The sequence below is a fragment of the Streptomyces sp. SS7 genome, from assembly GCF_037993025.1.
GTDB lineage: Bacteria > Actinomycetota > Actinomycetes > Streptomycetales > Streptomycetaceae > Streptomyces.
Genome location: NZ_CP141223.1, coordinates 9,363,721 through 9,390,264, shown reverse-complemented (window position 1 = coordinate 9,390,264; position 26,544 = coordinate 9,363,721). Strand labels below are relative to the sequence as shown.

General features: G+C 73.3%; 23 protein-coding genes and 1 pseudogene. 11 read left to right on the top strand and 13 right to left on the bottom strand.

Annotated elements, in window-relative coordinates:
* The first annotated feature begins 82 nt into the window (after positions 1–82).
* Positions 83–346 carry a GlsB/YeaQ/YmgE family stress response membrane protein gene (locus tag U5640_RS42270; RefSeq protein ID WP_340384509.1) on the top strand — a complete coding sequence of 88 codons (264 nt, stop codon included), beginning with the start codon at positions 83–85 and terminating at the stop codon, positions 344–346.
* 114 nt (positions 347–460) lie between these two features.
* Here the strand turns inward: U5640_RS42270 and U5640_RS42265 are convergent, their stop codons facing one another.
* Positions 461–1,237, bottom strand: a complete 777-nt coding sequence (locus U5640_RS42265) for a GNAT family N-acetyltransferase (protein ID WP_340384508.1) — start codon at positions 1,235–1,237, stop codon at positions 461–463.
* 120 nt (positions 1,238–1,357) lie between these two features.
* On the opposite strand from U5640_RS42265, the gene U5640_RS42260 reads away from it, so the two are divergent.
* Positions 1,358–1,834, top strand: a complete 477-nt coding sequence (locus tag U5640_RS42260) for a nucleoside deaminase (protein ID WP_340384507.1) — start codon at positions 1,358–1,360, stop codon at positions 1,832–1,834.
* A 330-nt stretch (positions 1,835–2,164) separates the two neighbouring features.
* Here the strand turns inward: U5640_RS42260 and U5640_RS42255 are convergent, their stop codons facing one another.
* On the bottom strand, positions 2,165–2,875 hold the full coding sequence (locus U5640_RS42255) for a chaplin family protein (RefSeq protein WP_340384506.1): 711 nt from the start codon (positions 2,873–2,875) through the stop codon (positions 2,165–2,167).
* Positions 2,876–3,140: 265 nt separating this feature from the next.
* Here U5640_RS42255 and U5640_RS42250 point away from each other — a divergent pair, with 265 nt between their 5' ends.
* On the top strand, positions 3,141–4,790 hold the full coding sequence (locus U5640_RS42250) for an alpha/beta hydrolase (RefSeq protein WP_340384505.1): 1,650 nt from the start codon (positions 3,141–3,143) through the stop codon (positions 4,788–4,790).
* On the top strand, positions 4,791–6,254 hold the full coding sequence (locus U5640_RS42245) for an FMN-binding glutamate synthase family protein (protein ID WP_340384504.1): 1,464 nt from the start codon (positions 4,791–4,793) through the stop codon (positions 6,252–6,254).
* 35 nt (positions 6,255–6,289) lie between these two features.
* Here U5640_RS42245 and U5640_RS42240 read toward each other — a convergent pair whose 3' ends face one another.
* On the bottom strand, positions 6,290–7,060 hold the full coding sequence (locus tag U5640_RS42240; protein WP_340384503.1) for an alpha/beta hydrolase: 771 nt from the start codon (positions 7,058–7,060) through the stop codon (positions 6,290–6,292).
* Between the two features lie 198 nt (positions 7,061–7,258).
* On the opposite strand from U5640_RS42240, the gene U5640_RS42235 reads away from it, so the two are divergent.
* Together U5640_RS42235 and U5640_RS42230 are read left to right on the top strand one after the other, a co-directional pair.
* A complete protein-coding gene (locus tag U5640_RS42235; protein WP_340384502.1) occupies positions 7,259–8,353 on the top strand; it encodes a chemotaxis protein in 1,095 nt (364 codons plus the stop codon).
* 153 nt (positions 8,354–8,506) lie between these two features.
* Positions 8,507–9,532, top strand: a complete 1,026-nt coding sequence (locus tag U5640_RS42230; protein ID WP_340384501.1) for a Gfo/Idh/MocA family oxidoreductase — start codon at positions 8,507–8,509, stop codon at positions 9,530–9,532.
* Between the two features lie 12 nt (positions 9,533–9,544).
* On the opposite strand, the gene U5640_RS42225 is transcribed toward U5640_RS42230, so the two are convergent.
* A complete protein-coding gene (locus U5640_RS42225; protein ID WP_340384500.1) occupies positions 9,545–9,958 on the bottom strand; it encodes an SsgA family sporulation/cell division regulator in 414 nt (137 codons plus the stop codon).
* 367 nt (positions 9,959–10,325) lie between these two features.
* On the opposite strand from U5640_RS42225, the gene U5640_RS42220 reads away from it, so the two are divergent.
* The gene (locus U5640_RS42220; protein WP_340384499.1) at positions 10,326–11,708 is read left to right on the top strand and encodes a SpoIIE family protein phosphatase; all 1,383 of its coding nucleotides are present in this window, start codon (positions 10,326–10,328) and stop codon (positions 11,706–11,708) included.
* A 33-nt stretch (positions 11,709–11,741) separates the two neighbouring features.
* On the opposite strand, the gene U5640_RS42215 is transcribed toward U5640_RS42220, so the two are convergent.
* Positions 11,742–13,244, bottom strand: a complete 1,503-nt coding sequence (locus U5640_RS42215) for a hypothetical protein (RefSeq protein ID WP_340384498.1) — start codon at positions 13,242–13,244, stop codon at positions 11,742–11,744.
* A gap of 231 nt (positions 13,245–13,475) precedes the next feature.
* Here U5640_RS42215 and U5640_RS42210 point away from each other — a divergent pair, with 231 nt between their 5' ends.
* Both U5640_RS42210 and U5640_RS42205 read left to right on the top strand, forming a co-directional pair.
* A complete protein-coding gene (locus U5640_RS42210) occupies positions 13,476–14,615 on the top strand; it encodes an aminoglycoside phosphotransferase family protein (protein ID WP_340384497.1) in 1,140 nt (379 codons plus the stop codon).
* Positions 14,616–14,759: 144 nt separating this feature from the next.
* Positions 14,760–16,727, top strand: a complete 1,968-nt coding sequence (locus U5640_RS42205) for a peptidoglycan recognition family protein (RefSeq protein WP_340384496.1) — start codon at positions 14,760–14,762, stop codon at positions 16,725–16,727.
* A 4-nt stretch (positions 16,728–16,731) separates the two neighbouring features.
* On the opposite strand, the gene U5640_RS42200 is transcribed toward U5640_RS42205, so the two are convergent.
* From U5640_RS42200 to U5640_RS42170, 7 genes are all read right to left on the bottom strand, one after another.
* Positions 16,732–17,229, bottom strand: coding sequence for a hypothetical protein (locus U5640_RS42200; RefSeq protein WP_067257963.1), 498 nt, complete (start codon positions 17,227–17,229; stop codon positions 16,732–16,734).
* 533 nt (positions 17,230–17,762) lie between these two features.
* Positions 17,763–18,671: a universal stress protein gene (locus U5640_RS42195; RefSeq protein WP_340384495.1), complete on the bottom strand. Its 909-nt coding sequence runs from the start codon at positions 18,669–18,671 to the stop codon at positions 17,763–17,765.
* Positions 18,672–18,785: 114 nt separating this feature from the next.
* Positions 18,786–19,028, bottom strand: a complete 243-nt coding sequence (locus tag U5640_RS42190; protein WP_067257958.1) for a DUF397 domain-containing protein — start codon at positions 19,026–19,028, stop codon at positions 18,786–18,788.
* A gap of 83 nt (positions 19,029–19,111) precedes the next feature.
* On the bottom strand, positions 19,112–20,278 hold the full coding sequence (locus U5640_RS42185; protein ID WP_067257955.1) for a thiolase domain-containing protein: 1,167 nt from the start codon (positions 20,276–20,278) through the stop codon (positions 19,112–19,114).
* A complete protein-coding gene (locus U5640_RS42180) occupies positions 20,275–21,318 on the bottom strand; it encodes a thiolase domain-containing protein (protein WP_340384494.1) in 1,044 nt (347 codons plus the stop codon). Before U5640_RS42180 ends, U5640_RS42185 begins: the two co-directional genes overlap by 4 nt.
* The gene (locus U5640_RS42175) at positions 21,315–22,256 is read right to left on the bottom strand and encodes an OB-fold domain-containing protein (RefSeq protein ID WP_340384493.1); all 942 of its coding nucleotides are present in this window, start codon (positions 22,254–22,256) and stop codon (positions 21,315–21,317) included. Before U5640_RS42175 ends, U5640_RS42180 begins: the two co-directional genes overlap by 4 nt.
* Positions 22,257–22,265: 9 nt before the next feature.
* Positions 22,266–23,066: a crotonase/enoyl-CoA hydratase family protein gene (locus tag U5640_RS42170; RefSeq protein ID WP_340384492.1), complete on the bottom strand. Its 801-nt coding sequence runs from the start codon at positions 23,064–23,066 to the stop codon at positions 22,266–22,268.
* 175 nt (positions 23,067–23,241) lie between these two features.
* Here U5640_RS42170 and U5640_RS42165 point away from each other — a divergent pair, with 175 nt between their 5' ends.
* Entirely contained in the window at positions 23,242–24,846 is a 1,605-nt protein-coding gene (locus tag U5640_RS42165; RefSeq protein ID WP_340384491.1) for an acyl-CoA synthetase, read from the top strand.
* Between the two features lie 83 nt (positions 24,847–24,929).
* A pseudogene (locus U5640_RS42160) lies at positions 24,930–25,311 on the top strand (phenylacetate--CoA ligase); the annotation flags it as partial.
* 11 nt (positions 25,312–25,322) lie between these two features.
* Here U5640_RS42160 and U5640_RS42155 read toward each other — a convergent pair.
* Positions 25,323–26,525, bottom strand: coding sequence for a cytochrome P450 (locus tag U5640_RS42155; protein WP_340384490.1), 1,203 nt, complete (start codon positions 26,523–26,525; stop codon positions 25,323–25,325).
* Positions 26,526–26,544 lie beyond the last annotated feature (19 nt).

Genomic DNA, 26,544 nt, shown 5'->3' with positions numbered 1-26,544 from the left:
ACGCGACCGGAACCGACTGCCCCACCGCGGAGCGGGCACAAGCCAGTCGACGGGCTCTCACCAAGACCAAGGAGGGGCGGAGATGGAGATCGACGGCATCATCAGTGCCATCTTCATCGGCATCATCATCGGTGTGCTCGGACGGCTGGTCGTCCCGGGCCGCCAGCGGATCGGCGTGCTGTGGACGATCGGGGTCGGCATCGTGGCCGCGCTGATCGGGTCGGCCCTCGCCTCGGTCCTGGGCGTGGCCGACACCAAGGGCGTCGACTGGATCGAGTGGCTGATCCAGATCGGCCTCGCGGCGTTCGGGGTGACGGCGCTGGACCGGGCGAAGTCCCGCCGGTGAGCGCGCCGGGGCCGGGACGGGCGGTGAGCCACGCCCACGTGTGCGGCTCACCGCCCGTACCGGCCCGCCGACCGCCGCTCACGGCATGACGCCGGGACTGCGGCGCGCGCACGGCTACGGGGTGTAGACGTACGGCGTCGTGGTGGTCAGCGCGGAGAATCCCAGGCGTTCGAGGATGGGGCGGCTCTGGTCGGAGGCGTCCACCTGGAGATAGCGGTAGCCGCGCTCGGCGGCGATGCGGGCGCGGTGGGCGATCAGGGCGCGGTACACGCCGCGGCCGCGCCACTCCGGTGCGGTTCCCCCGCCCCACAGGCCCGCGAACCGGGTGCCGGGGACGAGTTCCAGGCGCGCCGAGCTGACCGGTTCGTCACCGGCCAGGGCGACCAGGGCGACGATCGTGTCCGGGTCGCCGGCGAGCCGGGCGAGCACGAGGTCCCGCAGGAAGGAGCCGTCGTGGCCGAAGGCCCTCTCGTTGGCGGCGACCATGAGCTCGACGCCCGCCGCGTCGGTCACCCGCTCGATCCGCACGCCCTGCGGCTGCGGCACGTCGACCAGCTGGTCGCTCGTCTCACCGATCATCAGCGTCTCCTCGGGTTCGGCGGTGAAGCCGGCCTCGAGAAGCCGTCGCCCCAGGTCGGCGGGGCGGTCGTGACCGTGGTGCTTCCACTCGAACTCCGCCCCGCGCTCCGCGAAGAAGGCGACCTGGGCGGCGATCGCGGCATCCGCGTCCACGCCGTCCAGGTCCGACCAGAGGACGCCGTTCCAGCCGCCCTCGCCGCCGACGTGGCGGACCACGCCCCCGGTCCGTTCGATCCGGGCGTCGGAGCTCTCCGGGCGGGCGCCTTCGCGCATGTCCCGGTCGTACAGGGCGAGTACCGCGGCATGATCCATACGGCTCACTCCAGCATCCCGGTGCCGGGCCCACAACGGAATTTAACGGTCCTGCCCCTCCGTACCCCTGGGCTGTGCGGCGCCGAAGATCGTCAAGCGCGCGAGGAGGGCACGTACGCCGTGATCGAGGAGAGCGAGCTGCCGTATCTGCGCCGCTGTCTCGAGCCGGCCGCCGAGGCGCTCGCGGCCGGGGACGAGCCGTTCGGGGCGGTGCTGGTCGGCGGGGACGGGACGGTGCTCGCCGAGGACCACAACCGGGTGGCGGGCGGCGACCGCACCCGGCACCCGGAGTTCGAGCCGGCCCGCTGGTCGGCGGCCCGGCCGACCCCCGAGGAGCGGGCGGCGGCCACGGTCTGCCCCTCGGGCGGGCACTGCCCGATGTGCGCGGCGGCGCCCGCCCGGGTCGGCCTCGGCCGGATCGTCCACGTCGCCTCGTCCGCCCGGCTCGTCACCTGGCTGGAGGAGTGGGGGGCGGCGGCAGCGCCGGTCAGGCCCCTGCCGGTGCACGAGGTGGCCCCCGGGGTGACCGTTGAGGGCCCGGTTCCGGAACTGACCGACGAGGTGCGCGCACTGCACCGGCGGTTCCACGGCGCCTGAGACCGGCGCGCGGCCGACCTCGCTCTCCGGCGTCCACCGCGGGGCCGTCCGGCCGGCCCGGCCGGACGACGGGGCCCACCGATCCCTCACGCACGGCGGCCCGGCTGTCCGGCAGCGCGGCGGCCCGCGACCCGGCGGGGACGAAAGATTCCCGCGTGCGGCTGAGTGTCGTGCATCCCCGGGTCACGGTCGGTGCGCACCGCAGGTCCCCGTTCGGCGGGGGCCTGCGGGTCGGCGCGGCGAACCTTCAAAAGCAGACCGGTCAGCCGGTGGGCGGCGGCGTCGGGCCGCCCTCAGCCGTCGCCCGACGCCGGGCGCGGCCTCACGCGGTCAGCCCTGGGCGCCCGGGCGGAAGCGGCGGTAGAGGACCGCGCCGGCCAGGACCAGGGCCGCGCTCCCGGCGAGGGCGGGCACGGTCGCGTCGGCGCCGGTGTGGGCGAGCGAGGACACGGTCCGGTGGGAGGCCGGGGTCTGCGGCGCCCGGGAGTGCGGGACCGTCTTCGTGCCCGGGGCGGGACGCTGGGGCTCGGGCTCGGGGGCCGAGGGCTGGCGCGTGGGCGGCACCGGCGTGCTCGGACGGCCCGGGTGCGCCGGGTGCCGGGGCTTGTCGACCGGGCCGTTCACCGACTGGTTGCCGAACACCGGGTTGAGGACCCCGACCACGTCCACGCTGTTGCCGCTGGCGTTCACGGGCAGGTCGACCGGCGCCTGGAGCCCGTTGCCGGAGACGGCTCCGGGCGAACCGGCCGTGGTGGTCGTCGCGCCCGCCCCCGACGCCGGAGCGTGCTTCGGCGCGGCACCCTTGTGGGCACAGCTGTTGCCGAACGCGGGGTTCAGCAGGCCCGCCAGGTTCACGGTGTTGCCGCAGAGGTTGACCGGGAGGTGCACCGGAAGCTGCACGCCGTTGCCGGAGGCCACGCCGGGCGAGCCGACCGCCGTACCGGCGGCGGAGGAGTCGGCGAACGCCGGCATCGTCACGGCGGCCATCGCGCCGGAGGCTGCTGCTACGGCGAGCACACCGTTTCGGGTAGCCCGTCTCATGGGTCCCTGCCTTCCATACATGCCATACAGGTCGCGGGCACTCGCCCGCACCAGGTAAAACGCGGGCGAACCGAACGAGTTATGCCCAATCCGTCATTCACCCCATCGGGCGCCGCGGGTCGAACGGCCTCGCGCCCCGTGGCACCGGTCCCCGTGAGGCCTCGGGACGGCCGCCGTCCGTCCGGAGGCGCGCCTTCCGGAGGCCGCCTATCGTGATCCGGGACGCCGGTCCCCGGTCCGCTGCGGGGCGTCCCTGGAGGCATTGATGCTGGCCATGCTGTCGACGCGGCGCCGCCGCGCGCTCGCCACGGGCGCCGCGCTCACCCTGCTGGGGACGGGTCTGCCGACGGCCGCCGCGGCGGCCGGGGACGACCCGTCCGGCCTCGACCGGTTCTACGACCAGAAGATCTCCTGGTCGGCCTGCGACCTCGACGGCGTGCCCGAGGACCTCCAGTGCGGCAAGGTGACCGTGCCGCTCGACTACGCGCACCCCGCGGCGGGCTCCCTCGACCTGGCGCTCGCCCGCTACCGGGCCACCGGCGACAAACGGGGCTCGGTGCTGCTGAACTTCGGCGGCCCCGGGGGCGCGGGCGTCCCCGGACTCGCCTACGGCGGCAAGGACTTCCTGGAGCTGACCGACGGCTACGACGTGGTGTCCTTCGACCCGCGTGGCGTGGGCCGCTCCTCCCCCGTCAGCTGCGGGGACACCGAGGAGGAGGACGAGGGACTGAGCGCGCTGGAGGACGACGCCGCGCTGGACGATCCCCGCGCGCTGCTGACGCGGCTGCGGCGGACCGCCGCCGACTGCGTACGGCATTCCGGTCCCGTCCTGACCCACATGGGCACGGTCGACGCGGCACAGGACATGGACGTCATACGCCGGGCGCTGGGCGACCGGAAGCTCAACTACCTCGGCTTCTCCTACGGCACCCGGCTGGGCGCCGTCTACGCGGCCCGGTTCCCCGGCCAGGTCGGCCGGATGGTCCTCGACGGTGTCGACACCCTCACCGAGCCGCTCACCGAGCAGGGGCTCGCGGGCGCCCGGGGCCAGCAGGTGGCGCTGGACGACTTCGTCGACTGGTGCGTGAAGGACATCGCCTGCCCCTTCGGCACCGACGCGCGGACGGCCCGCGAGGAGGTGCTCCGCACGGTCCGCTCCCTGGACCAGGATCCCGTGCCGACGGACTCCGGTGACGACTTCACCGGACAGGATCTGGTGGCCGCCCTCGGCCAGGGCCTCTACAGCGAGGAACTGTGGCCCTCGCTGGAACGCGCGCTGGCCCGGCTCGTCGAGGAGGGCGACACCTCCGGCGTGCTGACCTTCGCCACCGGCGGCGTCGCCTTCCCGACCCGGACCACCGTCCCCCGCGGCGCCACCCTCCCGACCCGGACATCGACCACCCGCGCGAGCGCCGCGGGCGCCGTGCCCTCCCCCAGCCCGCTCGTCGACGCCGAGGACGTCCCGCTCGACAACCTCCCGGCCGCGCTGATGGCGGTCAACTGCGCCGACGACCCCGACCGCCCCACCGCCGAGCGGATCACCGCCGACCTGCGACGGCTGCGCGCCGACTACGACAAGGCGTCACCGGTGTTCGGCCGGTACCGCCTCTCCGAGGTCCTGCTCTGCTACGGCCGGCCCCACGGCACCGACTTCATCCGGGAGAAGGTGAAGGACCTCGACACGCCGAAGATGCTCCTGGTCGGCACCCGCGGGGACCCGGCGACGCCCTACCGCTGGACCGTGGAGACGGCGGAGCGGCTGGGCGACGCGGCCGTGGTGCTCGACAACCGCGGTGAGGGCCACACCGGGTACGGCTCGTCCAAGTGCGTGCACCGCAAGGTCGACGACTTCCTGCTGTACGGTTCCCTGCCCCGCACCGGCAGTTCCTGCCTGTCCGACGCGGACGGCGGCTGAGTGCGCCGGTTCGCGCCGTGGCTGCTCGTCGTCCTGTGCGCGGCAGGGGCGCTGACCGCGTCGTTCACGGTGTCGGCCCGGTGGTGGTCGGCGGCCGGCCCCCTGCTCGCCCTGGCCCTGCTCGGCGCCCGGGACCTGCTCCAGCGCCGCCGCGCGCTGCTGCGCAACCATCCCCTGGTGGGCCGTCTGGGATACCCGGTGCGGGAACCCGCGCCCCCCGTTCCCGTCCCGCACGACGGGCGGGAGTTCTTCGCGGCCTCGGCGGGCCCGGTCCCCCCGCCCGAGGAGGAGCCGAGGGTGCGCGTGGGCGGGCCCGACTGCGCGCTGCCGTACGACATGGCCCTGCTGAACGTGTCGGCGCTGAGCTTCGGGGCCCTGTCCGCCCGCGCGGTCCTCGCCCTCGGCCGGGGCGCGGCGCTGGGCCGTTTCGCGCAGGACACCGGGGAGGGCGGACTCTCGGACCACCATCTGCGCGGGGGCGGCGACCTCGTCTGGGAGATCGGGTCGGGCTACTTCGGCTGCCGTACGCCCGACGGGGGTTTCGAGGAGCGGGAGTTCGCGGACCGCGCGGCGCTGCCCGAGGTGAAGTGCGTGTCGCTGAAGCTGTCGCAGGGGGCCGCTCCGGGCGGCGGCGGGGTGCTGCCGGCGGCCAAGGTGAGCGCGGAGGTCGCACGGGAGCGGCGCGTGGTCCAGGGCGTGACGGTGGTCTCGCCGCCGGATCACAGGATGTTCTCGACGCCGCGTGAACTGGTGCTCTTCGTGGCCCGGATGCGGGAGCTGGCAGGCGGCAAGCCGACCGGGTTCAAACTGTGCGTGCGGTCGCGGCGGCAGTTCCTCGCGGTGTGCAAGGCGATGCTCGCGGAAGGCGTCACGCCCGACTTCGTCGTGGTGGACGGGGCGGAGGGCGGGACGGGCGCCGGGCCGCCGGACCCCGTCGAACGGCCGGGGATGCCGCTCACCGAGGGGCTGATCACCGTGCACAACGCGCTGGTGGGCACCGGTCTCAGGGACCGGATCCGGATCGGCGCGAGCGGCGGGATCACCACTGGCGCGGACATCGTCCGGCGGCTCGCCCAGGGCGCCGACTACACCAACGCGGCCCGCGCGATGATGACCGCCGTCGGCTGTGTCGGCGCCGGCCGCTGTCCCACCGGTGCCTGTCCGGTCGGCGTCGCCACCCAGGACCCGTGGCGGGTGTGGGCGCTGCACGTCGGCGACAAGGCCCGGCGGGTGCGGCACTACCAGCGGGCGACGGTCCGCGGCGCCGTCCGGATCATGGCCGCGCTGGGCGTACGCGATCCGGGCGGGCTCACCCCCGGGCATCTGCTGCGCCGTACGGACGCGGGGACGGTCCGTTCCTACGCCGAGCTGTACGAGTGGCTGGAGCCGGGCGCCCTCACCGCCGGACCGCCCGCCGGCTGGGCGGCCGACTGGGCGGCGGCGGACCCGGACGCCTTCGGCTGACCCGTCGGAGCGGTCCGGGACGCCCGGGCGCCGGTTCAGCCCACGAACGCGGCGATCGCCGCCGTCAGCTCGGCGGGCTTCTCCACGGGGAGTTCATGGCCGGCGTCCAGGATGCGGACGGTGGCTTCCGGGTACGCCTTCGCCATCCGGAGCATCTGCAGCACCGGCAGCTGGATGTCGTGGTAGCCGTGGATCATGAGGGTGGGGGCCTTGATCTCCCCGACCCGGTCCAGGACGTCGAAGGCCCGCATGGCGCCGTACAGCGTCATGACCACCTCGCGCGGGGTCCCGGCGGAGGAGTCGACGTACCGGCGGATCTCTTCCCGGGGGAAGCCCGGCGCGAAGGCACGCTGGATGTTGGTGGCGACGAACAGCTTGAAGGGAAGCAGGGTGGAGGACGCCATCAGCAGGCCCCGGCCGCGGCTGTACGTCATCCGGGCGATGGAGTTCACCAGGACCATGCGCTCCACCCGGCCCGGGTGGGAGAGGGCGACGGTCTGGGAGATCATGCCGCCCATCGAGTGGCCGACCAGGACGCAGCGCTCGATGCCGAGGTGGTCGAGGAGGGCGAGGAGGTCCTTCGCGAGCTCGGCCACCGTCCTCACCCCGGCGCCGCCGCTCTCGCCGTGTCCGCGCAGGTCGAGGCGGACCACCCGGCGCGTCGCGGCGAAGTGGGCGACCTGGTGGTCCCAGCGGTGCCGGTTCGCCGTCCAGCCGTGCACGAAGACCAGCGGCGTCCCGCCGCCGTCGCGCGGTCCCTCGTCGTCGTACGTCAGCGGTGCGCCGTCGACTTCGAGCTGCGGCATGGGTGCCTCCTGCGGTACGTCCCGGTTACTGACGCGTACGGTAACCGGCGGCCGGGGTCGTCGTCACCGTCGTACGCCGAGGAAATCCGGGACTTTCGCGAGCGCCCCGGGCGGCCTCGCCCCACGCGGCCGCCCATCGACCGGTTGGCGCTCAGTACCCCGAATGCCCCAAGGGTGAATCGGTCCTATGGTGCTCATATGGAGCACGCACTCAGCCCCGCGACCCTCTCCGAACTCCGCCGCCCGCGCCCCTATCCCGCGGTCTCCGTGCTGACCCCCACACATCGCCGGGAGCCGGACAACGCCCAGGACCGGGTCCGGCTGCGCAATGTCGTGGCCGAGGCGAAGAAACAGCTCGAATCCGACCCGGGGGTCACCCGCGAGCGGCGCGCCGACGTGGCCCACGAACTCGACCGGGCGCTGGCCGAGGTCGACCTGACGTACACCGAGGACGGGCTGGTGATCTTCGCGGCGCCCGGGGAGCACCAGGTGTGGTCGTTGGGCCGTCCGGTGCCGGAGCGGGTCGTGCTCTCGGACACCTTCCTGACCCGCAACCTGGTCTCCGCGCAGGCCGCCGAGCGGCCGTACTGGGTGCTGTCGGTCTCCGCCGACCGGGTCACCCTGTGGAACGGCGGGCCGGAGCGGGTCACGGAGGAGCATCTGGGCGGTTTCCCGATGGCCCGCCGACAGGAGAACTTCGACGCCGAGCGCCGGGAGCAGATCGGCGACACGCCGAGCACCTTCCGCGACGAGGACACCCGTCACTTCCTGCGCGAGGCCGACCTCGCGATGAACCGGCTGCTGCGGCTGGCCGCGCGGCCGCTGTACGTCACCGGTGAACAGGCGGCCCTCTCCGCCCTGGACGAGCTCGGCACGGTCACCCGCGCCGCGGTGCACGTCCCGCACGGCGGGCTGTCGCACGGCACCCCGGAATCGGTGTGGCAGGCGGTGCGGCCGATGGTCGCCGCCGAGGCCCGCCGCAGCGTGGACACGGTCAGCCGCGCGCTCGACTCGGCCCTCGGCCGCAAGGAGTTCGCGGCCGGGGTCGACGAGGTGTGGCAGAACGCCCGCGAGGGCCGGGTCCGGCTGCTCGCCGTCGAGGAGAACTACCGGGTGACCGTGCGTGACGACGGCGACCATCTGATCCCCGCCGCGAGCGGCGACCTCGACGCCCGCGAGGACATCGTGGACGAGATCGTGGAGCAGTGTCTGGAGACGGGCGCCGACGTGCGTTTCGTCCCGGACGGCACGCTGGGGAACGAGGCCGGGATCGCGGGAGTCCTGCGGTACTGAGCGCCCTGCGGTCCTGCGACCTGCGGTTCTGCGACCTGGGGTACCGAGTGCTCCGCCCCCCTCCGGGCCGGCGCTGCACCTGCCGCCCCTGCCGCCCCGCCACCCGCCGCGCGTACGCTACGGGGTGATCGTCGGCGGGGAGAGGGAGCGCGCGTGGGTGACCTGCTGGGTGTGGCGGTGCTCGGGGCCGGGCACATGGGGGCGGACCACATACGGCGCCTCGACCGGGTGGTGAGCGGGGCCAGGGTCGCCGCCGTGGCCGATCCCGACCGGGCGCGGGCGAAGGAGGCCGTCGCCGGGGTCGACGGGGTCCTGGTGCACACGGAGACCGAGGCCGCGCTGGACGCCCCCGGGGTGGAGGCCGTGCTGATCGCCTCGCCCGGCCCCGCGCACGAGGAGGCCCTGCTCGCGGCGCTCGCCCGGGGGCTTCCCGTGCTGTGCGAGAAGCCGATGGTGCCGGACTCGGCCGGGGCCCTGCGCGTCGTCGAGGCGGAGGCGCGGCTCGGCCGGCGGCTCACCCAGGTCGGGTTCATGCGCCGTCACGACGGCGAGTACCGGCGGCTCAAGGCGCTGCTGGACGGCGGGCGGCTGGGGCGGCCCCTGATGCTGCACTGCGTGCACCGCAACGTCTCCTCGCCGCCGGACTTCACCAGCGCGATGCTGATCGACAGTTCGGTGTCGCACGAGATCGACGCGGCCCGCTGGCTGCTCGGCCAGGAGCTGACGGCGGTCTCCGTGCTGCGGCCGCGCCCCTCCTCCGGCGCTCCGCGGGGGCTGCTCGACCCGCAGTTCGTGGTGTTCGAGACCGACGGGGGCGTCCTGGTGGACGTGGAGGTCTTCGTCAACTGCGGCTTCGGGTACCAGGTGCGCTGCGAGGCCGTGTGCGAGGCGGGCAGCGCGCGCATCGGCGACGACCACGGGATGCTGGTGACCTCGCGCGGCGACGCGGCGACCGAGGTGCCGCAGGACTACCTGGTCCGCTTCGCGGCGGCCTACGACCACGAGGTGCAGGGCTGGGTCGACGCCGTCCGGCGGGGGCGGGTCACCGGCCCGACGGCCTGGGACGGCTACGCGGCCTCCGCGGTCGCGGAGGCCGGCGTGCGGGCGCTGGAGAGCGGTGGGCGCGTCGGGATCGCCCTCGCCGGGCGTCCCGCGCTGTACGCCGGGCACGACGACTGACGCCGCCCCGCCTCAGACATTGCCGAACAGGGCCTGCAGCCCCTCGTCGACGGCGGCCCCGACGTCCTCGCCTCCCGAGGGGACCACGGCGTAGCTGCGCAGCAGGAAGCGGCGCAGGGCGAAGGTGTCGAACTGGAGCAGCGCCATGCCGAACGGCGAGTGCAGCTCCACCACCGTCCGGGACGGTCCGCACGGCCAGATGTGCACGTCACCGGTGCCGGCGGGGCCGCTCAGGCCCTCCTGCAGCAGGGCGCGGCCGAAGGTCCAGGTCGCGGCCTCCTGGGCGAGGGAGATCTCCGCCGGGAAGTCGAGGTGCACGGCGAACGGGTCGGCGGCCGTGTAGCGGAGCGTCGCGGCGACGGGCAGTTCCTGGTCCTCGGCGGTGATCAGGCGCGCGCGGACGGGCTGTTCGAGGGTGATGTCCATGCTTGTAGGACCCCGTGGGCGCCGCTCGCATTACGTGAAAGCGGGTGCTACTTGATGTGATCTGCGTCACGACGTCGATGACCTGAACATACGGCCGCCGAACAGGCGGTCGACGGTCTTCCCGTAGCCCCCTCCGGTCCCTCAAGTCACGTAGCTCACCTACGACTTGGCCCCCCTCCGGGCATATGACCAGCACCGCCGCGAGCCCGCCTCGGGGACGGAGGCATATGCCAGAGACACCACCGAATCGTGTGTTGCCAAATCCCTTACACGCCGTCGCGGGCTGTGCAACAGTCGTAACGGCCCCTTCCGTCCCGTTCGCCGTTCCGTCGCCGTTCGTCGTACCGTCCCCGCATCGGAGTGCGTCATGCCGTCCCATCTGTCTGCGGACCATCCCGCCGCCCAGCCGCCGGGACGCGGCTCGGTCGACGCGCTGATCTCGCAGACGCGACGGCTCAAGGTCGACGTCGACGCCGTACGCAGGGACGCCCGGGACATCGACACCGGGGACCCGCAGGGCCGCTGGCAGCGCGCGCTGTACGACCTGGCGCTGCATCAGCTCGAGGACCTCGACGCCCACCTGGCCCAACTGCGGGACGGTCCGCCGCCGGCACCCGCCGCCGCCCCCCGGGACTCACTGCTCAGCCGGGTCGGCAGCGCGGAGTGGAACCTGCTGGCGGACGACGCCCTCTGGTCCGCCGAGCTCTACGGCATCCTCGGCCGCGATCCGGCCACCCCCGCGCTCACCCTCGACGAACTGCCCTCCCTCGTCCTGGAGGAGGACCGGCCGAAGCTCACCTCGATGGTCACGGACTGCCTGGTGGACGCCCGGCCCATCGACGGCGAGTTCCGCGTCGTACGCCCCGACGGCGGGGTGCGGACCGTGCACATGATGGGTGAGCCCGTGCTCGACGCCGACGGCGGCACCGCCTCGATGTGGGCCGTGCTGCGGGACGTCAGCGAACTGCGCCGCAGCCAGAGCGAGGTGCGCAAAACCCGGGACTCGCTGCAACGCCACCGGCAGCGCGCAGGGAGCGAGCGCCGGCCGGCGGTCGAACTGCGCGAGGCCGTAGCCCCGCCCGCACCCGGTACCCCGCGGCTGCCGCAACCGGGCACCGGCACCCTGGACCTCGCCGCCGCCCGACTGCCCGCCGCGGCCGGCTCGCCCCTCGGCGGGGACTGGTACGACGCCCTCGAACTCCCCGACGGCCGCACCCTGCTGAGCGTCGGCGACCTCACCGGCCACGGCCCGTCCGTCGCCACCGACACGGCGATGCTGCTGGGCGCCCTGCGCGGCATGGGCATGGCCGGTACGGAACCCGTTCAACTGATGGGCTGGCTCAACCAGTTACTCGACGCCACGGCGCAACCGGTGCTGGCCGGCGCCCTGTGCTGCCGCTACCGGCCCGACAGCCGCACCCTCACCTGGGCGCAGGCCGGACACCCCGCCCCGCTGCTGTTCCGCGACGGAACGGGGCGCCGGCTCGACACACCCGAGGGTGTTCTCCTGGGCGCCACCACGGGCGCTGTCTACGGGCAGGCCGAAGCGACCCTTGCGACGGGCGACCTGCTGGTGCTGCACACCGCCGGACTGGTGCCCGGCGACCGGACGCACCGCCTGCTCGACCTCGCCCCCCGCTTCCACGAGGCGCGCACCGCACAGGACTGCCTGCGGACGGTGATAGAGGAGTGCGGCGAGAGCGGGCGCGACGACGACGCCTGTGTGCTCGTCGCCCGGGTCACCCGGTGATCAACTGGTCATCAATGCTCACCGACGACGTCCTCACGCCTGGGCGGTGTTGCCGCCCCGACCTCCCCTCGGCCTGGGCAGCGCCTGCCTGATCTGCTCCCGCAGCTCGCTGATGCTCGGGTAGCCGGCGTACTCCGCGGTGAGCCGGTACATCTCGCGCAGCCGGTCCCAGGTACGGCGGGAGGAGTTCGAGCCCATCGACACCAGGGCCAGCCGTGCGTAGCGGTCCGCCTGTTCCGGGTCGTCGGCGATGAAGCAGGCCGAGGCCATGGACAGATGGTCGAAGATCTTCGACCGCTCCCGTCCGTCGACCCGGAGCGCCAGGGCCTTCTCCGCGTAGTACTGGGCGTGGACGGCCGCCTGCGGCTCGAACTCGGCCAGGGTGCGGTAGGCCAGGGCCTGCATGCCGTACAGATCCTCGTCCCTGAAGGTCTGCATCCAGGACGGCGGTTCGACGTCGGCCCGGTCGGAGACGAAGAGGTCCTCCGCCTGGCCCAGGGTGCGGCGCATGGCCTGGCCCTTGCCCATCGCCGCCTGCGCCCAGGCCTCGATGGTGTGGAACATCGCCCGGGTCCGGGGCAGCACCTGGCTGCCGGAGCCCGACTGGGCCAGCTTCATCAGGTCCAGGGCCTCGTCGGGCCGGCCGAGATGGACCATCTGGCGGGCCGCGCGGGAGAGCGCCTCCCCCGCCCGCGGCCGGTCGCCGCCCTCCCGTGCGGCATGGGCGGCGATGACGAAGTACTTCTGGGCGGTGGGTTCGAGGCCGACGTCGTGCGACATCCAGCCGGCGAGGACGGCGAGGTTGGCGGCGACGCCCCACAGGCGCCGCTGGAGATGGGCAGGATGGTGGTAGGCGAGCATGCCGCCCACCTCGTTGAGCTGTCCCACGACGGCCTTGCGTTGCAGCCCGCCTCCGCGGGCCGCGTCCCAGGCTCGGAACACCTCGACCGAGCGCTCCAGTTCCTCGATCTCCTCCGTCCCGATGGGGGCGGCCTCGTAGCGGTCGAACCCAGCGGGGTCGGCATGCGGGAGGAGGGGGTTGTCGAGGACGGGAGCGTCGGCGGAGAGGGTGGGGTCGGTGTGCAGCCATTCGTACATGGCGCTGCTGAGTGCTGATCCCGCGGCGAGCGCGGCACCCGCGCCCACCAAGCCGCGTCGGTTGAGCATGAGGTCCATTCCCGTGAATTCGGTGAGGACCGCGGCAGTCCGTTCGGGCGCCCACGGCAAGCCGTCGGGATGTTCTGCGCTCCCGCCGCCCGGCCGTTTCCCCGTACGCCCGTGCCGGACCAGACCGAGGTCCTCAATGGTCACGACACGGCCGAGACGCTCGGTGAACAGGGCCGCCAGCACCCGCGGGACCGGATCGCGCGGGATCTCTCCCATGTCGATCCACCGCCGCACCCGGGAGGTGTCGGTCGACAGCTGGGGGTGGCCCATGGCCGCCGCCTGCCGGTTGACCAGCCTCGCGAGTTCACCCTTGGACCAGCCGGCCAGGCCGAACAGGTCCGCCAGGCGGGTGTTGGGTTGTCCGCTCACGTAAGCCCCCAGGTTCTCGGCTGAGTTGACAGTAGCCCGGTGAAAGTTGCCGAGCGACTATTCGCCAGGGTTCGCCAGGGTCCGCCAGATGGTGTGCCACTGGGCGACGGGTGTCAGGTAGGAACGCGCCACCCCGACCCGGTCGCCGAGGGACATTCCCCAGGGTGCACCCGGGTGGTCGGTCGGGGCAGCGCTTTGACCCGCAGGCACACGAAGGGATCTGTTCCGCCCATGTACGCAGCATCGTCCTCCGTGTCCGCCCCGCCCCGGCCGCTGCACCCCCGCCCGGGCGGTGGTGGCCCCTATCTCGCCCCCGCCCGGACGGTTGCCCCAGCGCTCGGCGCGGGCGGCGTCCGTCGTCCCGCGGGGCTCGGCACCCAGCCGCTCAGCGGCAGGCTCGACCTGTCCGGCCCGCAGGGCGCCCAACTGCGCACCGCGATCGCCTCGGTGCACCGGATCTGTCCGGAGTTCGCCCCGGTGCAGGTGCTGCGCCGCAGCGGACGCTCGGTGCTGCTGGTCGGCACGACCGGCCGCAGTACGGCCGTCGCGAAGTGCTTACTGGACCACTCGCCCGTCTGGGCCGATCGGATCCGGCACGAAATAGCGGCGTACCGCACGTTCGTCCGGCAGCGCCCCCCGGTGCGGGTGCCGAGACTGATCGCGGCGGACCCGGACAACTGCACCCTGGTGATCGAGCGGATGCCGGGGCGGGTGGCGGCCCTCCAGCGGCACCCCGCCGAGGCTCCGCCGCGGGCGGACATCAGAGCGGCACTCGGCGCGATCTGCCGGCTGAACGCCTGGCGGCCGCCGGCCGGCACCTTCGACGCGCCCCTGGACTACGCGGCCCGGATCTCCCGCTACCACGAGCTGGGGCTGCTCACCGACCGGGACCTGGGCGACCTGCAGAAGCTGCTGCACGGCATCGCGGCCTCCGCGGGCCGGCAGGGCATGGGCCAGTTCTGCCACGGCGACGCCCTCCTGTCGAACATCCTCGTCTCACCGGCCGGTCCAGTGCTGGTGGACTGGGAGCACGCGGGCTGGTACCTGCCGGGCTACGACCTGGCGACGCTGTGGTCGGTCCTCGGTGACGCGCCGGTGGCGCGCCGTCAGATCAGCCAGATCGCCCAGTCGGCGGGGCCGGCCTCCCGGGACGCCTTCCTGGTGAACCTGATGCTGGTGCTGACCCGGGAGATCCGCACCTACGAGACGGCCGTGCAGCGTTCGATGCAGGACCCGGCCCCGACGGCCGCGGGGGCGGCCCCCGCGGGTGCCGTGCCGTCCGGCGAGGAACAGCGGCTGCTGCTGCGGCGGCTGCACGACGACTGCCAGCTGGCCCGCCGGGCCGTGCGCGCGGCGGTCGGCACGCGCTGAGGGGACGGAGACCGAAGGGCCGCGATGCGCCGGAAGGCGACGCACCGCGGCCCTTCGTGCGTCGCCGACCGCGCGTGGCTACCGCGTCAAATGTCCCTTATGCGGTCATGATTGACGGGCTATCGGCAGATCGAGGAGGCCGCTTTGCCAGGACCCGTCACCCACCCCCGACCATCCGTCCAGGCCCGACCATCCGTCCACGCCCGAAGAGCCGCCGGGGCCCTCGCCTCGGCGGCTCTGCTGCTGCCCCTGCTCGGCGCGGCACCGTCGGCCGCCGGGACCGGGCCGTCCGGTCTCCAGCAGGCCTTCATCTCGGCGGCCGCCCGGTACCACGTGCCGCAGAGCGTGCTGCTGGGCGTCTCCTACCTCCAGTCCCGCTGGGACACCCACGCAGGGGCCCCCAGCGTGACCGGCGGCTACGGCCCGATGCACCTCACGGACGCCCGTACCGCGCTGGCCGGCACCCCGCACCACAGCGAGGCCACGGAGGACGCCCGGGGCGACGGCGCCCGCCGGGCCCGGCATCCACAGGTGCGGCTCCCCGAGGGCGACGAGATCCCGGCCCGGCTGCGCACCCTGCCCCGGGCCGCGAAGCTGACCGGGCTGAGCGCGGCGAAGCTGCGCAAGGACCCGGCGGCCAATGTGGCGGGGGGCGCCGCACTGCTCGCGGACGCCCAGGAGTACCTGGGCGAACCGCTGAGCGAGGACCCCGCGGACTGGTACGGCGCGGTGGCCCGGTTCTCGGGCGCGGACGACAGCGAGACCGCCGCCGCGTACGCCAACGACGTGTACGAGGTGATGCGCACCGGCGAGCGGCGCGTCACCGACAGCGGTGACCTCGTCGCGCTGACCGCCCAGCCGAACCTGGACCCCCGCATCACCCAGCTCGACCGGGCCGGTCTGCGCCAGGGCTCGGCCGAGGGCACGGAGTGCCCGCCGGGGGTGTCGTGCGAACGGATCCCGGCACCGTACGAGGCGTTCGGCACCGACGACTACGGCAACCACGACGAGGCCGACCGGCCCGCGTCCTCACCGATCCGGTACATCGTCATCCATGACACCGAGGGCGGCTGGGAGGGGGTCATCAACCTGGTCCAGGACCCCACCTACGTGTCCTGGCACTACTCGCTGCGCTCCACCGACGGTCATATCGCCCAGCACGTACGGGTGAAGGACGTGGCCTGGCACGCGGGCAACTGGTACGTCAACGCGAACTCGATCGGCCTGGAGCACGAGGGCTTCCTCGCCCAGCCGGACTCCTGGTACACGGAGGCGATGTACAAGTCGTCGGCGCGGCTGGTGGCGTTCCTCGCGGCGCGCTACGGCATTCCGCTGGACCGCCAGCACATCCTCGGCCATGACACCGTGCCCGGTCCGACCGCGGCGAACGTGGGCGGCATGCACACCGACCCGGGCCCGTACTGGGACTGGCGGCACTACTTCGAGCTGCTGGGCCGGCCGCTGGAGCCCACGGCGCCCGCGGGCAGCCCGGTGGTGACGATCCGGCCGGACTACGCGACCAACCGGCCCGCGTACCTGGACTGCGGCGGCAAGGGCAAGGCGTGCGCGGCGCACGGCTCCAGCGCGGTGCGGCTGTACGCCGACCACGACGAGAAGTCGGCGCTGATCACCGACCCCGGTCTGGGCACCCCGACCACCGGGGTGAACGACCTGTCCTCACGGGTCTCCACCGGCCAGCAGTTCGCGGTCGCGGACACCTGGGGCGACTGGACCGCCGTCTGGTACCTGGGCCGCAAGGCCTGGTTCAGGAACCCGCAGTCCAAGCCGACGGCGGTGCCCTCCCAGGGGGTGCTGATCACACCCAGGTCGGGCCTGGACAGTGTTCCGGTGTACGGGCGCGCCTACCCGGAGGCCTCGGCCTATCCGGCGGGGGTCCCGGTGCAGCCGGTCTCGGCGCTGCCGTACACCCTGCCGAAGGGCCAGCGGTACGTGGCCGGGGACAAGGTGCCGGGCGAGTACCTCTACGCGGGCTCCTTCGACCCCAGTACGCACCGGGTGATCGAGGGCAAGGACCGGTACTACGAGATCCAGTACGGCCACCGGGTGGCGTTCGTCCGCGCGGCGGACGTGACGGTCGTGCCGGCGTCCTGACGCCTCAGCCCTGCTGGAACAGCTCCGCCGGGAGCGGCTTCAGCAGGGCGTACAGGTCGTCGGTGATGGGTCGGTCCCAGGCGGCGATCGTCACCAGGACGTTGTCGCTGCGGTCGAACTGGACGCAGGAGATCCGGCCCTCGGAGAGCTTGAGCCGCCGCACGATGAGCAGGTTGTCGCCCTGCATCACCGGCATGTCCTCCGTGCCGACGACGGTCACCTCCTCGTCGTTCTCCAGCGCGAGGAGCAGCTGGGCGACCTCGAAGGGAACCTCGCCGTCGGCGACCTCGCGGGCCGGGGAGCCCTCGGGGAGGTTGCCGATGATCATCGCGGGGCCACGGCCGCCGAACAGGTCGTAACGCAGGAAGACGCCCTGGCAGCTGCCGTCGGGGGCGGGCAGCAGGCCGGCACCGAGGTTGCCGGGCCAGTCGCCCGGGTCCATGGCCAGCACGTCGAAATCGGGGCCGGCGGGGGTGGCGCTGCGGCGGCGGAGGAACGACATGCCGCCATCGTACGGCCCCGTCGGTGCCGGCCGGGTTCCGTGGGCGGGTGGTTTGGGGCTGATCGCGCAGTTCCCCGCGGCCTCGGGGCCGGACAGCGTCCCGTTGGTTATCAGTTCGCGATCTTCTTGTGGCGTTCGCGTGCCGGACCACCCGCGCCCGGTTGTAGGTAGCGGACGCAGCGGGGGGCGTACGACAGGCGACGGAACAACCATGGGCGGCGCGAGCTGAGCGCGACTCCCCGGCCGCGGGACGGGCCGGCCGCCCCGAGTCCGCCCGGCCCGGCCCGAGCGGAGCCCACGACGCCGCGCCAGACCACCGGCGGAACACGCCAGACCACCGGCGGAACAGCACGGGCGCCGCGGCGGACGGCCGCCACCAGCCACCCACCACAGCCGCCCACCACCCCAAGCCGTGCCGCCCGTCGGGAGGGGGCGTCGGGACGAGCGGGGTGTCGCAGGCCGGCCGCTCAGGCCACGGGTGCGGCAGGCCACAGGGGCACGTCGGCGGTCCGGACCGCCCCGCGCGCCCGTGGTCATTCCTCGGTCGGGGCCGGTGGCACCACGGCGATCGGGCTTGCCGCGTGCAGGAGGACCGCCTGGGTGACGGAGCCGAGCATGCGGGCCGGGGCGAGCAGTCGGCGGCGGTGGCGGCCGACCACGACCAGTTCGGCGTCCCGGGAGGCGGCGACGAGGAGTCCGGCCGCGTCGCCGGGGGTGGGGGCGGTGTCCACCCGTACGCCGGGGTGCCGGGCGCGGTGCGGGGCGAGGAAGCCGTCGGCGAGGGTGCGGGTCTCGTGCTCGATGGCGTCCTGGTCGTAGACCGTGACGGGCAGGTCGCCGGGGGCGAGCCAGCTCTGGATCGGCCACGGGTAGGCGGCCACCACGTGCACGCGTGCCTCGCGCAGGGCCGCCTCGGTGAAGGCGAGGGCGAGGGCCGCGTCGTCGGGCCCGTCGGTCTTGAGGCCGACCACCACGCGGGGGCCGGGCTCCACGGGCAGGGTGAGGTCAACCGTGCGGTCCGGCCGGGGCACGATCACGACGGGGCATTCGGCGTCCCGGGCCGCGCTCAGTCCGTTGGAGCCGAGCAGCAGGCTGGCGAAGCCGCCGCGGCCGCGGGAGCCGAGCACCAGCAGCCCGGCCTCCGCACCGAGCGCGGGCAGCAGGGCGCCGGGCGCGCCGTCGAGGCCGGCGTACTCCACGTCCGCGGCCCCGGACGCACCCTCCCCCGCGAGGCGGGCCCGGGCGTCGGCGAGGACGGGGTCGCCCTCCGGGGGCGGGGGCGCGGGAACATGGGCGCCGGGCGGCGTCCAGGCGGAGTGGTGCCGGACGTGCGCCACGCGCAGGGGCGCCCCCCGGCGGCGGGCGGCGTCGGCGGCCCAGTCGAGGGCGCGCAGGCTGTCGTCGGAGCCGTCGACCGCCGCGACGACCGGCAGGGTGCTCATGGTCCTCACCTCCGGAGGACGACCTTCGTCCTGCTGGGGCCAGCCTCGCTCAGCCGGGGCCCCGGCGGGACGTATCGGGTCGCGTGTCCGGAAAAACGGACCGAACGCCCCCGATCAGGTCAGGTCGAACTCCCCCTCCCGGGCGCCCGAGACGAACGCGCCCCACTCCGCGGGCGTGAAGATCAGGGAGGGACTCTCGGGACGGTCGCTGTTGCGCATCGCGATGAACCCCTCGACGAAGGCGATCTGGACATCCCCCCGCCCCCGGCTGCTGGACTGCCACTCGGCGTTGCTGAGGTCCAGCTCAGGCTTGTCCCAGCCCTTGAGCGGCGGCTGCTGGATGGTGCTCTCGGCCACGTCCGTGCTCCTCCCGGTTCGTCGTCCGCGGGCCAGCCTAGCGATCGGTCCCGGGTGCCGACAGAGCCCGTGGCGGGTGCCTTTCAGGACTCCGGTGGCCGCGCTCCCACGAGCCACATCGAGAAGAACTGGGAACCGCCGCCGTAGGCGTGTCCGAGCACCTTGCGGGCCCGCTCCAGTTGGTGTTCCCCGGCCTGGCCGCGCACCTGGAGCGCGGCCTCCGCGAAGCGGATCATGCCGGAGGCGCCGATCGGGTTGGTGGACAGGACCCCGCCCGACATGTTGACGGGCAGGTCGCCGTCGAGTTCGGTGACCCCGGACTCGGTGAGCTTCCAGCCCTCGCCCTCGGCGGCGAAGCCGAGGTTCTCCAGCCACATCGGCTCGTACCAGGAGAACGGCACGTACATCTCGACGGCGTCGATGTCCCGGCGCGGGTCACCGATGCCGGCCTGTCGGTAGACGTCGGCCGCGCAGTCCCTGCCCGCCCGCGGGGAGACGGCGTCCTTGCCCGCGAAGAGGGTCGGTTCGCTGCGCATCGCGCCGCCCAGCATCCACGCCGGCGGCCGGGGCGAACGGGCCGCGCCCGCACGGTCGGTGAGGACCATCGCGCAGGCGCCGTCGGAGGAGGGGCAGGTCTCGGAGTAGCGGATCGGGTCCCACAGCATCGGCGAGGCCTGGACCTTCTCCAGGGTGATGTCGTGCTCGTGCAGATGCGCGTACGGGTTCTTCAGCGCGTTGCGCCGGTCCTTGTACGCCACCAGCGAGCCGACCGTGTCGGGCGCGCCGCTGCGCCGCATGTAGGCGCGGACGTGCGGGGCGAAGAAGCCGCCGGCCCCGGCCAGCAGGGGCTGCTGGAAGGGGATCGGCAGGGACAGGCCCCACATGGCGTTGGACTCGGACTGTTTCTCGAAGGCGAGGGTGAGGACCGTGCCGTGGACCCGGGCCGCGACCAGGCCCGCGGCGACCAGTGCCGTGGAGCCGCCGACGCTGCCCGCGGTGTGCACCCGCAGCATGGGTTTGCCCACCGCGCCGAGCGCGTCGGCGAGGTACAGCTCGGGCATCATCACGCCCTCGAAGAAGTCGGGCGCCTTGCCGATGACCACGGCGTCGATGTCCGCCCAGGTCAGCTCGGCGTCGTCGAGGGCGCGCCGGGCGGCCTCACGGACCAGTCCGGCGATGGAGACGTCCCGGCGGGCCGCCACGTGCTTGGTCTGGCCGACGCCGACGACGGCCACGGGTTCCTTGCTCATCGCGGATCCCCTTCGAGTACGGCGACCAGGTTCTGTTGCAGACACGGGCCGGAGGTGGCGTGGGCGAGGGCCCGGTCGGACTCGCCCCGGTGGACGGCGGCGGCGGCCTCGCCGATGCGGACGAGGCCGGCGGCCATGATCGGGTTGGCGGCGAGGGCTCCCCCGGACGGGTTGACGCGGACGTCGTCGCCGAGCCGGAGCGCCTTGCGCAGGACGACCTCCTGCGAGGTGAAGGGCGCGTGCAGTTCGGCGGTGTCGACGGGCCGTGCGAAGGCGCCGGCCTTCTCGGCGGCCAGCCGGGTGGAGGGCGAGTCGGTCAGGTCGCGCACACCGAGCGCGTGGGCCTCGATGCGATGGTCGATGCCGCGGATCCAGGCGGGGCGTTCGCACAGCTCACGGGCGCGTTCGCCGGCGGCGAGGACCACGGCGGCGGCGCCGTCGCCGATCGGCGGACAGTCGCCGGTGCGCAGGGGCCGGACGAGGTAGTCGCCGTGCGGGACCGGGCCCCGCAGCTGGGCGTGCGGGTTGCCGGTGGCACGGCTGCGGGCGGCGATCCCGGCGAGGGCGGGCTCGTCGGTGTCGCCCGCGTCGATCAGCGCCTGCGCCTGGAGGGCGGCGAGGGCGACGGAGTCGGGCCACAGCGGGGCGAGGTAGTAGGGGTCGAGCTGCCGGGTGAGGACGTCCCGCACCGGTCCGGGCGAGGACTTGCCGTAGGAGTACACCAGCGCGGTGTCGGCGTCCCCGGTCAGCAGCTTGGTCCACGCCTCGTACAGCGCCCAGGCGCCGTCCATCTCCACGTGGGACTCGGAGATCGGCGGCCAGGCGCCGACGCCGTCGAGGGCGAGGGTGAAGGAGAAGGCGCGGCCCGCGAGGTAGTCGCTGGAGCCGGAGCAGGTGAAGCCGATGTCGGCGGTCTTCAGTCCGGTGCGCTCCAGCACGTCGTGCAGGACCGGCATGAGCATCTCCACCTCGGAGTGCTCGGCGGTGCTGCGCAGGGTGTCGCTCTGCCCGAAGGCCACGACGGCGATGTCCCGGGTCACAGCAGCTCCTTGTACGTCTCGTAGTCCGCGTCGGGTTCGCCGGTGGGCCGGTAGTGGTCCGGGTAGCGGCCGCCGTCCGTCCACACCGGTTCCACCCGCAGTCCCATCCGCACCTGGTCGTACGGGATGCCGCCGATGCGCCCGTGCAGTGCGAGGTCGGCGCCGTCGAGGGCGATGTGGGCGTAGACGTAGGGGACCTCGATGTCGAGGTTCTTGGCCTTGATGTTGACGATGCAGAACGTGGTGACGGTGCCGGCCGGGCCGACCTCGACCTGTTCGGCGGTGGCGACGCCGCAGGTGGGACAGGCGCCGCGCGGGGGAACGTAGACCTTGCGGCAGGAGGGGCAGCGCTCGCCGACAATCCGCCGGCCGGAGAGGGCGGCGATGTAGGCGGACTGGGCCCGGCCGGGCGAGTAGGTGTAGTCGAGGCGGGCGGGGGCGACGATCCCGGTGACCCGGTCCTCGAACGTGCCGTCGGCGCCGCCCGGGGGGACCGGTTCCCCGTCGTACGGCTCGAAGCAGGCGATGTCGGTGATGGCGCCGGTGCGCTCCTCCGCCCAGCGGATCCGCACCCGCATGCCGGTGCGGACCGCGTCGGGGCCGGGGACGTCGAGGGCGTGCAGCAGGGCGGTGTCGGCGCCGTCGAGCCGGACCAGGACCCAGGCGAACGGGGTGGCGAGGGGCTGTCCGCGGCGCGGCTCGTGGTTGAAGGCCCAGGTGGTGACGGTACCGGTGGGTGCGACCTCGACGAGGTCCCGGAGTTCGTCGGCGGTGACGGGGTCGTACTCGACGGGGGGCACGAGGGTGCGCCCGTCGGTGGTGGCGACCCCGAGGACGACCCGTTCGCGCAGCCCGGTCAGGAAGGCGCTCTGCACGGGCCCCAGGGAGCGGGTGAAGGGGAACTCGACGACGAGGGGGGCTTGGAGGACTTCGGGCACGGGGGCTCCTCAGGCGCGCTTGTAGACGGGCGGTCGCTTCTCCGCGAAGGCGCGGGCGCCTTCCTTGGCGTCGGCGGTGTCGAACACCGGCCAGCCGCGCTTGAGTTCGGCGGCGAGACCGTCGGTCTCCGTCAGCTCGGCGGACTCGTACACGGACGCCTTCACGGCCTCCACGGCGAGCGGCCCGCAGGCGTTGACGCGTTCGGCGATCTCCAGGGCCCTGTCGAGGGCTTGGCCGTCCGGGACCACATGGCCGATCAGGCCGACGTCCGCCGCCTCCCGCGCGGTGTACGGCCGGCCCGTGAGCAGCATCTCCAGGGCGTGGGTGCGCGGGATCTGCCGTGGCAGGCGGACGGTGGAGCCGCCGATGGGGAACAGACCGCGTCGGACCTCGAAGAGGCCGAACGTGGCGGACTCGCCGGCGACGCGGATGTCGGTGCCCTGGAGCATCTCGGTGCCGCCCGCCACGCAGTACCCCTCGACGGCGGCGATCACCGGTTTGCGCGGCCGGTGGTGGCGCAGCATGGCCTTCCAGTGCAGGTCGGGGTCGGCCTTGAGCCGGTCGCGGTGCTGTTCCCCCGCCATGCCCTGCCCGGCCAGGGCCTTGAGGTCCATGCCGGCGCAGAAGCTGCCGCCCGCCCCGGTGAGGACGACCGAGCGGACCGAGTCGTCCTCGTCGGCCTCGAGCCAGCCGTCGTACAGACCGACGAGCATGCCGATCGAGAGCGCGTTCCTGGCTTCCGGCCGGTTGAGCGTGAGCACGAGTGTGGCGCCTTCGCGCCGCACGGTGAGGTGTTCGGTTCCGCCCATCGCACATCTCCCCTCGGAAAGAACGAGAACAGGTTGCAGGAGGCGTGGAGGCACTTCAAGAGTTTTCTGACACTCAGTCAGATTTCTTGGCGAGGACCCTTCCCACTTGTGGCGCCCTTTGCTCTGATGACCGGCGAACCGTGCAGGAGCCGGGCGTCGGGGGTCAGGAGGAGCGGTGGAGTACAACCTTGCCGACCTGTTCGAGTCGGTGGTCGACGTGGCGGCGGACCGCGAGGCGCTCGTGTACGTCGACCATCCGGGCACCGGTGCCGAGCGCCGGCTGACGTACGCGGAGCTGGACGCGGCGGCCAACCGGATCGGCCACCACCTCCTGGACAGCGGGATCCGCCCCGGGGAACACGTGGGCCTGCATCTGTACAACGGGGTCGAGTACCTCCAGACGGTGCTGGGCTGCCTGAAGGCGCGGATCGTCCCGGTGAACGTCAACTACCGTTACGTCGAAAATGAGTTGGTCTATCTCTACCGGGACGCCGATCTGGTCGGGCTGGTCTTCGACGCGGAGTTCACACAACGGGTGGCGGCCGCGCTGCCGCAGGCCCCGGCGCTGCGGCACCTGGTCCGCGTCGGCCCGGCGGGCGAGGGGGTCACCGCCTTCACGGACGCCGAGGCGGCCGGATCACCGGAGCGCGGCTTCCCGGACCGCTCGGGCGACGACCAGTTCATCATCTACACCGGCGGCACCACGGGCATGCCCAAAGGGGTGATGTGGCGTCAGGAGGACCTGTTCTTCTCGGGAGTGGGCGGCGGGGCGCCGACCGGGGAGCCGGTGAAGACGCCGGAGGAGCTCGCCGAGCGGGTCGCGGCGGGCGGCTCGGGGATCACCTTCTTCCCCACTCCCCCGCTGATGCACGGCACCTCCACCCTCACCGCCTTCATCGGCTTCAACTTCGGCCAGCGGGTGGTCCTGCACCGCAAGTTCGTGCCCGAGGAGGTGCTGCGGACCGTCGCCAAGGAGCGGGTCAACGCGATCGCCCTGGTCGGGGACGCCATGCTGCGGCCGCTGATCGACGCACTGGAGGGGCCGATGAAGGGCACCGACTGCTCCTCGGTGTTCAGCGTGTCCTCCTCCGGCGCGATCATGTCGGACACGGTCCGCGCCCAGTTCCGGGCGCTCCTGCCGAACGCGATGCTCCTGAACAACTTCGGGTCCTCCGAGTCCGGCTTCAACGGCACCGCGACCGAGGACTCCGGCCCCGAGCGCGGCTTCCGCATCCGGGTCAACTCCCGCACCCAGGTGGTCGATCCGGTGACGCACGGACCGATCGCCCCCGGCGAGGTGGGCCGGGTGGCGCAGCGCGGCCACGTCCCGCTCGGCTACTACAACGACCCGGTGAAAACCGCCGAGACGTTCTTCGAGAAGGACGGCGAACGCTGGGTGCTGCTGGGCGACATGGCCACCGTCGACGACAACGGCGTGGTCGTCGTCCTGGGCCGCGGCTCGCAGTGCATCAACACCGGCGGCGAGAAGGTGTACCCCGAGGAGGTCGAGCAGGCGCTGAAGGCCCATCCGGACGTGTACGACGCCCTGGTGGCCGGGGTGCCGGACGTGACCTGGGGCAACCATGTGGCGGCGGTGGTGCAGGTGCGCGCCGGGGCGCCGCACCCCTCCCTGGAGGAGATCCAGACCCACTGCCGGACCCGTCTCGCGGGCTACAAGATCCCCCGCCAGCTGGTGATCGCCGACACCATCCGGCGCTCCCCGAGCGGGAAGGCGGACTACCGCTGGGCCCGGGAGGTCGCGGTGGCGGAGAGCCCCTGAGCCCTCCGGGACGGTGAACCCGTCGTACCCGACGGAAATCCCCCCTCGCCCAGTTTGAGGCGGCCGGGCGAGAGAGGGCTCCCATGACGGACACGAGGGACCTGCTGGACGAGGGCGAGCGGCTCGACACGGCCGGCCTGCGGGCGGTGCAGCTGGAGCGGCTGCGGGCCACCCTGCGGCACGCCTGCACGCGGGTGCCCTACTACCGGGAGTCCTTGCGGCACGACGGGCCGTCCCACGGCGGTCGGGTAGACGGACGGCGATCTGTCCCTCTGGTCGGACATGGTGGCCCGTTCGATCCGCGCCGCGGGCGGCCGTCCGGGCGACACGGTGCATGTGGCGTACGGCTACGGGCTGTTCACCGGCGGACTCGACGCGCACTACGGCGCCGAACGCCTCGGCTGTACGGTGATCCCCGCGTCCGGCGGGATGACCTCCCGTCAGGTCCGGCTCATCCAGGATCTCTCTTTCTGGTGTCACCAGGTCACGTGCAACGACTTCACTCCGAACACGAGGCTGAAGACGCGGAATTCGACCTGGTCGTCCGGCTCGGCCAGGGCGAGCTCGGGAAAGCGCCGCAGCAGCGCCGGGAACGCGATGCGCATCTCCATGCGGGCCAGCGGAGCCCCGAGGCAGTGGTGCACTCCGTGGCCGAACGCGACATGACCGGGGGCTCCTCGCGTGATGTCGAGGGTGTCGGGTTTCCCGACGAGAGCGCTGTCGCGGTTGGCGGCGGGAAGCGACGGAAGCACGAGCGATCCCGCGGGAATCGTGTGCCCGGCCAGTTCCACCTCCGTGGTGGCCGTGCGCGGCGGCAGCGAGTGCACGATGGACAGCCAGCGCAGCATCTCTTCCACGGCCGGCCCGACCCGGGCGGGATCGTCGCGGAGCAGGGCGAGTTGGCCGGGGTGCCGCAGCAGGGCCAGGGCGCCCAGACCCAGCATGTTGGAGGTCGTCTCGTGTCCGGCCAGCAGCAACAGGCCCGCGATCCCGATCAGCTCATCGGTGGTCAGGTCGTCGCCGTGCTCACGGACCAGCATCCCCAGCATGTCCTCGCCGGGGTCGGCCTGGGCACGGGCGACCAGGCCCGCCATGTACGCGCGGTCCTCCCACTGGGCCGCGATCCGCTCCTCCTCCGGCAACGAGATGTCCAGCAGACGGGCGGAGCGGTCCTGGAACTCGACACGGTCGGCGTAGGGCACCCCCAGCAGCTCACTGATCACCAAGGACGGCACCGGCAGCGCGAAGTTCGCCACCAAGTCGGCCGGCTTGCCCGCCCGTTCCATGTCGTCCAGCGCCGCATCCACGATCTCGGTGATCCGTGGCTCAAGCCGGCGCATCCGGCGCACGGTGAACTCCGGGGTCAGCAGCCGGCGCAGCCGCGTGTGCTCCGGCGGGTCGAGCCCGATCAGGTTCCCGGTCCGTATCGCTTCCCGTTCCTCCGCGCTCGCCTGGGTCCCGCCACCAGGTGTACTGCCCGTGCGGAAGGCGCTGCTGAACCGGGTCGGGTCCGACAGGACCTCGCGCACATCCTCGTAGCGAAGCACGAGATACGCGGGCACGCCGAACGGCGTCATCATCCGCACCACGCCCTCGGCGTCGCGTGCCTGGGCCAGTTCCTCGACCGGGTCGAAGCCGTTACGCCGCATCTGCAGCGGCACCTCCGGCGCTTCCGTCATCGTTTGTCCACTCTTCCTG